Raw genomic sequence first — 8011 nt, forward strand, 5'->3', positions numbered from 1 at the left:
TACCGGTCGCGCGGCTCGAGGCGGGCCGCGCGGCGGTCGAGCACGAGGGCAGCGACTCCCGCTGACCGGACGACGCACGGGCAGGGCTGGATCGCCCCCACCCCGCGAGAGGGCGATCCAGCCCGCCGCGCGCACCGGCACCACCGGTGGCAGCGTGGACGCACCCCGTCCTGCAGGAGGACCCCATGACGTCCCGTTCGATCGTCGTCGTCTCGGGCGGCGTGTCCCAGCCGTCGTCGACGCGGCTGCTGGCCGACCGCCTCGCCGAGGCGACCGTCGCCGACCTCACCGCGCGCGGCATCGACACGACCCTCGAGGTCGTCGAGCTGCGCGGCCTCGCGCACGACGTCGTCGACATGACGCTCACCGGGTACGCGCGCCCCGACCTCGCCGCAGCGCAGGCCGCGGTCGCGGGCGCCGACGGCGTCATCGCGGTCTCGCCCGTGTTCACCGCGTCCTACGCGGGCCTGTTCAAGTCGTTCCTCGACGTGCTCGAGACCGACGCGCTGCAGGGCACGCCCGTGCTGCTGGGCGCGACGGGCGGCACGTCGCGGCACTCGCTCGTGCTCGAGCACGCGATGCGCCCGCTGTTCGCGTACCTGCGCGCCGACGTCGTGCCGACCACGGTGTTCGCGGCGACCGACGACTGGGCCGAGGCGGGCGACGACGACGTCAAGCCGCTGCCCGACCGCGTGCGCCGCGCGGCCGCCGAGCTGGCCGAGCGCGTCGCGGCCCGGCCGCGGGTCACGCGCGGCGGCCTGTACGACGCCGTGCCGTCGTTCGAGGACCTGCTCGGCGGAGCCTGACGACCCGCGCGGCGCCGCAACGGCCCGCACGGCACGTGCAGCCGGTCACGACGAGGGGCGGACCACCCGCGGGTGGTCCGCCCCTCGTGCGATCCGCCCGGCCGCGTCGACCGGGCGTCCGGCCTACTGGCGCGTGAGCGTGAACGCGGTGCCCTCGCCGGCGGGCTCGACGTCCAGCTGCTGGTCCGCCAGGGACTGCGACGTGCGCTGGTCGACGTAGACGCGCGCGGCGCCCTGCGCCACGACGTCGTCACCCGGTGCGGGCTCGGCCACGAGCGCGAGCTCGAAGCCTCCCGAGTCCTGCTCGGCGATGCGCAGACCGCCCTCGTCAGGCAGTCCCGCGCGAGTCGTGAGGGTCTCGACGGCGGTCTGGGCGTTCTCGGTCAGGGTGAGCACGTAGCGCTCCTCTCCGGTGGCCTGGGGGACGTCGGCCGGGCCACCACGCCCCGCCCGCCGCGGCACGGGGGGAGGTGCCGGGGGCGGGACGACGAGCCCCGGTCCGACGCCGTCGGACGTCCTCCACCGTGACCCGGCACGGGGCGGGGACGCAAACGCTGGTCCGCGTCGCGAGACCGGACCGGACACGCCGGGCACCCGGGCTGCGACGCCCGCCGTCACCCCCTACCCTCCGCGATCGACACGCGGATCGACACCCCGCTCGACCCACGAGCGGAGACGCGCGTGGGCACGGCGGCGGCCGGCGGGCGGCGTCAGCGCGTCACGTCGACGACGAGCGCGCGGTGGTCCGACAGACCCGTGTCCACGGCCTCGCCGACCCCGACCGCGCGCACACCCGGCCCGCCGAGCACGTGGTCGAGCTGCCGCACGGGCTCGTCCACCGGGAACGTCGCGGCGCGCACGAGCGGCCGCAGGCCCGTGAGCCGCGCCGGCTGCTCCCCGGCCAGGTTGAGGTCGCCCATGACGACGTGCGACCCGGGCAGCGTGCGGGCCGTGCGCACGAGGTGCCGCAGCTGACGGACGTTCCAGCCGGGGATGAACGTGAGGTGCGTCCCGACGACGGTCAGCGGGCGGCCGTCGTCGTCGAGCACGGCCGCGAGCGCGGTGCGCGGCTCGTCGCGCACGAGCGCGGGCCACCGCGCACCCGGGAACCGGACGGGCGCGCGCCGGCGCAGCGTGGGCAGCGTGAGGACGCGCCACTCCTGCACGGGCACGCGCGAGAGAAGCGCGATGCCGTACGCGGCGGACGCGGGCTGCTCCTCCCCCGTGCCGGCCACCCACAGCCCGGGCTCGCCGTGCAGCGTCGCGACGAACCGGTGGTGCGTCGCGCCCATCGCCTGCGCCGCGACGGCCGTGAGGTCGGCGCCGTGCGAGCGCGGCTGCGCGCGGTCGACCTCCTGCAGCGCGAGCACGTCGGCGTCGAGGTGCCGGACGGCCGCCGCGAACCGGTCCAGGTCGACGCGGCCGTCCGCGGGCGAGCGTCCGTGCAGGATGTTGAAGGTCGCGAGCCGCACGCGGCGATTCTGACCCGGACGCAGCGGGCCCGCACGGCAGGCGACGGGCGCGCGCGGGCCGGGCACGGGAGGGGCGACGCGGCGCGCGGCCCCGCGCACCGCACCGCCCCCGCTCGGCGGGCGCGGTCCCCGCACGCGGTGTAGACACCCTGCATGCCCTCGACCCCGACGCCCCAGCCCCTCACGGGCGCCGCCCCGGCGCCGCTGCCGGTGCCGACCGGCGCCGCGACACCCGACGACCGCGCCGCCCTGCAGGACGCGCTGCGCCGCACGGCCGTCGCGCTGCTCGACGCGCAGATCCCGTTCGCGCTCGTCGGCGGGTACGCGGCGTGGGCGCGCGGTGCGCCCGAGCCGAGCCACGACGCGGACTTCGCGGTCGCCGAGGAGGACGTCGACGCCGCCCGTGCGGCCCTCGCGGCCGCGGGTCTGGACGTGCAGGACCCCGCCGAGAACTGGCTGTTCAAGGCGTACCACCACGGTCAGCTCGTCGACGTCATCTTCCGGATGGTCGGCGAGCCCGTGACGCACGAGGACCTCGCGCGCGCCGACGTGCTCGAGGTCCTCGCGGTCCGCATGCCCGTGCTGCCGGCCACCGACATCATCTCGGCGAAGATGCGCGTGCTCGGCGAGCACTACTGCGACTTCACGTGGCTGCTGCCGATGGCCCGCGCGCTGCGCGAGCAGATCGACTGGGAGCGGGTGCGCGAGGAGATCGCGGGCCAGCCGTACGCGCGCGCGTTCCTGTTCCTGGCCGACGAGCTGGGCCTGACGGGGCGCCCGACGGACCGGCTGGCGGCCGGGCCCGGCCGGACGGACCCGGGCTCGGACGCCTGAGCCCCGCTCAGCCGGTGACGGTCGTCGCGTCCGCCGTGGTCCCGTCCGGCGCGACGGGCGTCGCGTCGGACGGCTGGTCGGCGATCCGCAGCGCCGCGACGAGCTCGCGGTACAGGTCGTCGCCGGCGAGCAGCTCGGCGTGCGTGCCGCGCGCCCGCACGCGACCGTGCTCCAGCACGACGATCGTGTCGGCGTCGACGACCGTCGAGAGCCGGTGCGCGACCGTGACGACCGCGCCCGTCGCGGCCAGCGCGCGGATGGCGTCGTGCACCGCACCCTCGGTGAGGCCGTCGACCTGGGCGGTCGCCTCGTCGAGCAGCATGACCTGCGGCCGGCACACCAGGGCGCGCGCGAGCGCGATGCGCTGACGCTGCCCGCCCGAGACCGAGGTCTCCGACAGCCGCGTGTCGAGGCCGTCGGGCAGCGCGTCGAACGCGCCGTCGAGCCGCACGGCCGCGAGCGCGCGCGCCAGGTCCTCCTCGGTCGCGTCGGGGTTGCTGAACAGCAGGTTGTCGCGGATGGTGCCGGGCACCACCGGGGTCTCCTGCTCGACGTACGCGAACCGCGACCGCACGTCGGCGTGGCTCCACGTGTCGTACGGGCGGCCGTCGAGCCGCAGGCCTCCGTCGGTCGGCTCGAGGAACCGCAGCAGCAGCGAGAACACCGTGGTCTTGCCGGCGCCGGACGGCCCGACGAGCGCGGTGTGCCCGCGGCGCGGGATCGCGAGCGACAGCCCCTGCACGGCCGGCGGCAGACCGGGCCCGTACCGCGCGGTGACGTCACGCAGCTCGACCACGGGAACGGAGTCGTCGGGGTGTGCGGCATCGCCGGGGCGTGCGGCGTCGTCGGGGTGTGCGGCGTCGCCGCCGGGCGTGGTGCCGCGAGGCCGCGCCGGGTGCGGTGCGGCGGGCACCTCGGGCTCGACGTCCATGGTCGCGACCTCGCCGATGCGCGCCGCAGCGGCGACGCCCGACTGCAGCTGCGTGAGGGACTGCGTCAGCTCGCTGATGGGCCCGACGATGTTGAACGCGTAGAGCAGGAAGGCGACGAGGCTCGACACCGCGAGCTCGCCCTGCCCGACGCGCCACGCACCGAACCCGAGCACCACGATGATCGCGAGCTGGATGCCGCCCCCCGACACCGTCCACGCGAGCGCGGACGTCCGCACGGCGCGCACGGCGTGGTCGCGCGCGTCCCGCGCCGCCGCGAGCACCGCGGCGCCCTGGCGGGCCTCGGCCCGGCTGGACTTGACGGTGCGGACCGCGCGCAGCGACCCCTCGAGCGTGCCGCCGAGCGTGCCGAGCGCCTCCTGCGACGCCTTCTCGGCGGCACCGATCCCAGGGAGCAGCAGCGCCATGACCACCCCGACGACCACGAGCGCCGCGACCGTCGTACCCAGCAGCACCCGGTCCAGGACGCCCATGAGCACGAGCGTGCCCACCAGGGCCACGACCCCGTTGACGAGGCCGACGAGGCTCGAGGACGTCGCCTCGCGCAGCAGCACGGTGTCCGACGTGACGCGCGTGACGAGCTCCCCGGTCGGGCGACCGGTGACGGCCTGGACCGTCGCGCGCAGGTAGCGACGCACGAGCGACTCGCGCGCGTCGAGCACGATGCGCTCGGCGAGCGCGCCCATGACGACCGCCTGCACGTACCCGATGACGGCACCGACGACGAACAGCCCCAGCAGCCAGACGACGGGCCGCGCGAGGGACTGCCCGGTGCCGAGCGTGTCGAGCACCCACTTGGTCACCATGGGCGTCGCGAGCCCGAGGCCGGTGGCGGCGAGGCCCAGCAGCAGACCCAGGCCGAGCGTGCGCCGGTGCGGACGCACGAGCGTGAGCAGCAGGCGGAACCTCTCGCGCTGCTCGCCGCGGCCGGCGCGACCGGTCGGCCTCTCGTCCGGCGAGGGGGTCGTGACGTCCATCGGTCCAGTCCAGCAGCGCGTGCGGGCGCGGTCGATCGGTCGCGCGACCGACATCGCGCCGTCCGCTCCGTCCCGCGGAGGAGATGTCGCCCCGACCTGCGGCGGCCCGCGGCCTCGGTGACGATGAAGGGCATGACCGACATCACCACCCCCACCCTGACCATCCCCGGCGGCGCGATCCCCGTGCTCGGGTTCGGCACGTGGCAGGCGGAGGGCTCCGACGCGGAGCTCGCCGTCTCGGCCGCGCTGCAGCTCGGGTTCCGGCACGTCGACACCGCGACGGGCTACGGCAACGAGGCGCAGGTCGGGCGCGCGCTCGCGACCGTGGGCATCGACCGCGACGACGTCTTCGTCACCACCAAGCTCCCGCCGGACCACGCGGGCCGCGAGCGGCGGACGATCACCGAGTCGCTGGCCGCGCTCGGCACCGACCACGTCGACCTGTGGCTCATCCACTGGCCGCCGCACAAGCAGGCCAGCCCCGAGGTGTGGCAGGAGCTGCGCCGGGCGCGCGACGAGGGCCTGACCCGCTCGATCGGCGTCTCGAACTACTCGATCGCGCAGATCGACGAGCTCATCGCGGCCACGGGCGAGGCGCCCGCGGTCAACCAGATCCCGTACTCGCCGGTCGACCACGACCCGGACCTGCTGGCGGCGCACCGCGAGCGCGGCGTCGTGGTGGAGGGGTACAGCCCGCTCAAGCGCACCGACCTCGACGCCGAGCCGATCGTCGCGGCGGCGCGCGCGCACGGTGTGACGCCCGCGCAGGTGGTGCTGCGCTGGCACGTCGAGCACGACGTGGTCGTGATCCCCAAGTCGGTGCGTCGCGAGCGCATCGAGGAGAACCTGGGCACGCTCGGGTTCTCGCTGAGCGCCGACGAGGTCGCGGCGATCGACGCGCTGGGTCGCTGACCAGGCGTCGGCGAGCGCGGCGCGGACTGGCGGACGGCGGGGTCCGGGCGGCGACGTCCGGGCCCCGTCGTGCTGCCACGGCACGATGACGCGCCGTCGCGAACGCTGGTCGACGCCGAGACGCCGGCTCCCGGACCGTGGTCGCGCTCCCACCTCGCACGTGCCCGCCGCCGTCGCTGCGCGACCGGCGAGCACGTCGGGCGCCGACCTACCGAGGGACCGGGCCCGTGACTTGCGTTCGGCGTCACGCCGTTGTGGCACCGGACGCAGGTCTACCGGAACCGGACACGTGACGTCAACCACACGTCCGGGGACGTTCCGCCCGGCGCGTGCCCCCGGCCTCGACCGGCCGGGGGCACGCGCGTCACGCGGGTCGGGTGCGCGTCACCACCCGCCGGCGACGGCGCGGATCAGCTCGCCGTCGGGGGTGTCGCCCGACAGCTCCCAGAAGAACGCGCCGCCCAGGCCCTTGCCGCGGGCCCAGGTCATCTTGGACGCCATGGTCTGGGGGGTGTCGTAGCTCCACCACTCGCTGCCGCACCTCGCGTACGCGGTGCCGCCGACCGTGCCGGTTGCCGGGCACCGCGTCGTGAGCACCTCGTAGTCCTCGATGCCCGGCTCGTACGTGCCGGGGGCCGCACCGGTCGCGGTGCCGCCGGGGGCGGACTGCGTCACGCCCGTCCACCCGCGGCCGTAGAACCCGACGCCCAGCAGGATCTTCCTGGCGGGCACGCCCTTGGCGATTAGCTTGTTCACGGCCGCCTCGGAGGTGAAGCCCTGCTGCGGGATGCCGGTGTACGACGTCAGCGGCGAGTGCGGGGCCGTCGGGCCCTGCGGCGCGAACGCGCCGAAGTAGTCGTAGGTCATCGGCATGATCCAGTCGAGCTTGGTCGCCGCGGTCGCGTAGTCCGTCGCGTCGATCTTGCCGCCGTTCGAGCCGTCGGCCGTGATGGCCGCGGTCACCAGGGCCGACGAGCCGAACGTGTTGCGCAGCGCCGTGACGACCCGGTCGAGCGCCTGCGGGCCCGACGCGTCGCACGTGAGGCCGCACGCGTTGGGGTACTCCCAGTCGACGTCGATGCCGTCGAAGACGTCCGCCCACCGCGGGTCCTCGACCAGGTCGTAGCAGGACTGCGCGAACGCCTCGGGGTTCGCGGCGGCCTGCGTGAAGCCGCCCGACCACGTCCAGCCGCCGAACGACCAGATGACCTTGAGGTTCGGGTGCATGGCCTTGAGCTTGCGCAGCTGGTTGAACGACCCGCGCAGCGGCTGGTCCCACGTGTCGGCCTTGCCGTCGACGGACTGCTCGGCGGTGTAGGCCTTCTCGTAGTCGGCGTAGGAGTCGCCGATCGAGCAGCGGCCGCCGGTGGTGTTGCCGAACGCGTAGAGGATGTGGGTCAGGCGGTCGGCCGAGCCGGAGGTCTGGACGTCCTTGACGTGGTAGTTGCGGCCGTAGACGCCCCACTCGGCGAAGTAGCCGACGACCTTGGACCCGCCCGGCGGCGGCGTCGTGGGCGTGGGCGTGGGGCTGCTCGTGGGCGTCGGGGTGGGTGTCGCCGTGGGCTTCGGGGTCGTGGTGGGCGTCGGCGTCGTGGTGGGCGTGGGCGTCGCGCCGCCGCCGGTGCACGAGCCGCCGTTGACGGTGCAGGACGTCGGCGCGGCCCAGGCGCCCGAGGCGACGTAGCCCCAGGTCTGCGACGCCCCGGGCGCGAGCGCGCCGGCCCAGCTCTTCTTGCTCGCCCGGTAGGACTGGCCGTCGCGCGTGACGTCGGCGTCCCACGAGCTCGTGATCGCCCGGCCGTCCGGCAGGCGGAAGTCCACGGACCACGTCGAGACGCTCGTGGTCCCCGTGTTGGTCACCGTCACCGCGACCTCGTGCCCGGTGGTCCACGAGTCGCGCGCCGTGAACGTCACGGTGACGCCGCCCGCGGCGTTCGCAGCCGGGGCGGCCGCGAGCCCGGCGACGACGAGCCTGCCCGACCTGCTCACCACGAGCACCACCAGCACGAGACCGACCAGCGCGTGGTCGAGCAGCCCGAGACGGGCCGTCCACGTCCGAC

General features: G+C 75.6%; 7 protein-coding genes. 3 read left to right on the plus strand and 4 right to left on the minus strand.

Annotated features, from left to right (window positions below; genetic code table 11):
* Positions 1 to 185 precede the first annotated feature (185 nt).
* Positions 186 to 806, plus strand: coding sequence for a CE1759 family FMN reductase (locus tag ATM99_RS14165; protein WP_062103521.1), 621 nt, complete (start codon positions 186 to 188; stop codon positions 804 to 806).
* Between the two features lie 123 nt (positions 807 to 929).
* On the opposite strand, the gene ATM99_RS14170 is transcribed toward ATM99_RS14165, so the two are convergent.
* A complete protein-coding gene (locus ATM99_RS14170; RefSeq protein WP_062103522.1) occupies positions 930 to 1202 on the minus strand; it encodes an adhesin in 273 nt (90 codons plus the stop codon).
* A gap of 314 nt (positions 1203 to 1516) precedes the next feature.
* Positions 1517 to 2278: an endonuclease/exonuclease/phosphatase family protein gene (locus tag ATM99_RS14175; protein WP_062103523.1), complete on the minus strand. Its 762-nt coding sequence runs from the start codon at positions 2276 to 2278 to the stop codon at positions 1517 to 1519.
* 153 nt (positions 2279 to 2431) lie between these two features.
* On the opposite strand from ATM99_RS14175, the gene ATM99_RS14180 reads away from it, so the two are divergent.
* On the plus strand, positions 2432 to 3112 hold the full coding sequence (locus ATM99_RS14180) for a nucleotidyltransferase family protein (RefSeq protein ID WP_082659784.1): 681 nt from the start codon (positions 2432 to 2434) through the stop codon (positions 3110 to 3112).
* Between the two features lie 7 nt (positions 3113 to 3119).
* On the opposite strand, the gene ATM99_RS14185 is transcribed toward ATM99_RS14180, so the two are convergent.
* A complete protein-coding gene (locus ATM99_RS14185) occupies positions 3120 to 5039 on the minus strand; it encodes an ABC transporter ATP-binding protein (protein WP_082659790.1) in 1920 nt (639 codons plus the stop codon).
* Positions 5040 to 5171: 132 nt separating this feature from the next.
* Here ATM99_RS14185 and ATM99_RS14190 point away from each other — a divergent pair, with 132 nt between their 5' ends.
* Positions 5172 to 5951 (plus strand): aldo/keto reductase, encoded by a 780-nt coding sequence (locus ATM99_RS14190; protein WP_062103526.1) that lies wholly within the window; start codon positions 5172 to 5174, stop codon positions 5949 to 5951.
* 384 nt (positions 5952 to 6335) lie between these two features.
* Here the strand turns inward: ATM99_RS14190 and ATM99_RS14195 are convergent, their stop codons facing one another.
* Positions 6336 to 7958 carry a glycosyl hydrolase family 18 protein gene (locus ATM99_RS14195; RefSeq protein ID WP_062103527.1) on the minus strand — a complete coding sequence of 541 codons (1623 nt, stop codon included), beginning with the start codon at positions 7956 to 7958 and terminating at the stop codon, positions 6336 to 6338.
* Positions 7959 to 8011 lie beyond the last annotated feature (53 nt).

The sequence above is a fragment of the Cellulomonas sp. B6 genome, from assembly GCF_001462455.1.
Classification (GTDB): domain Bacteria; phylum Actinomycetota; class Actinomycetes; order Actinomycetales; family Cellulomonadaceae; genus Cellulomonas.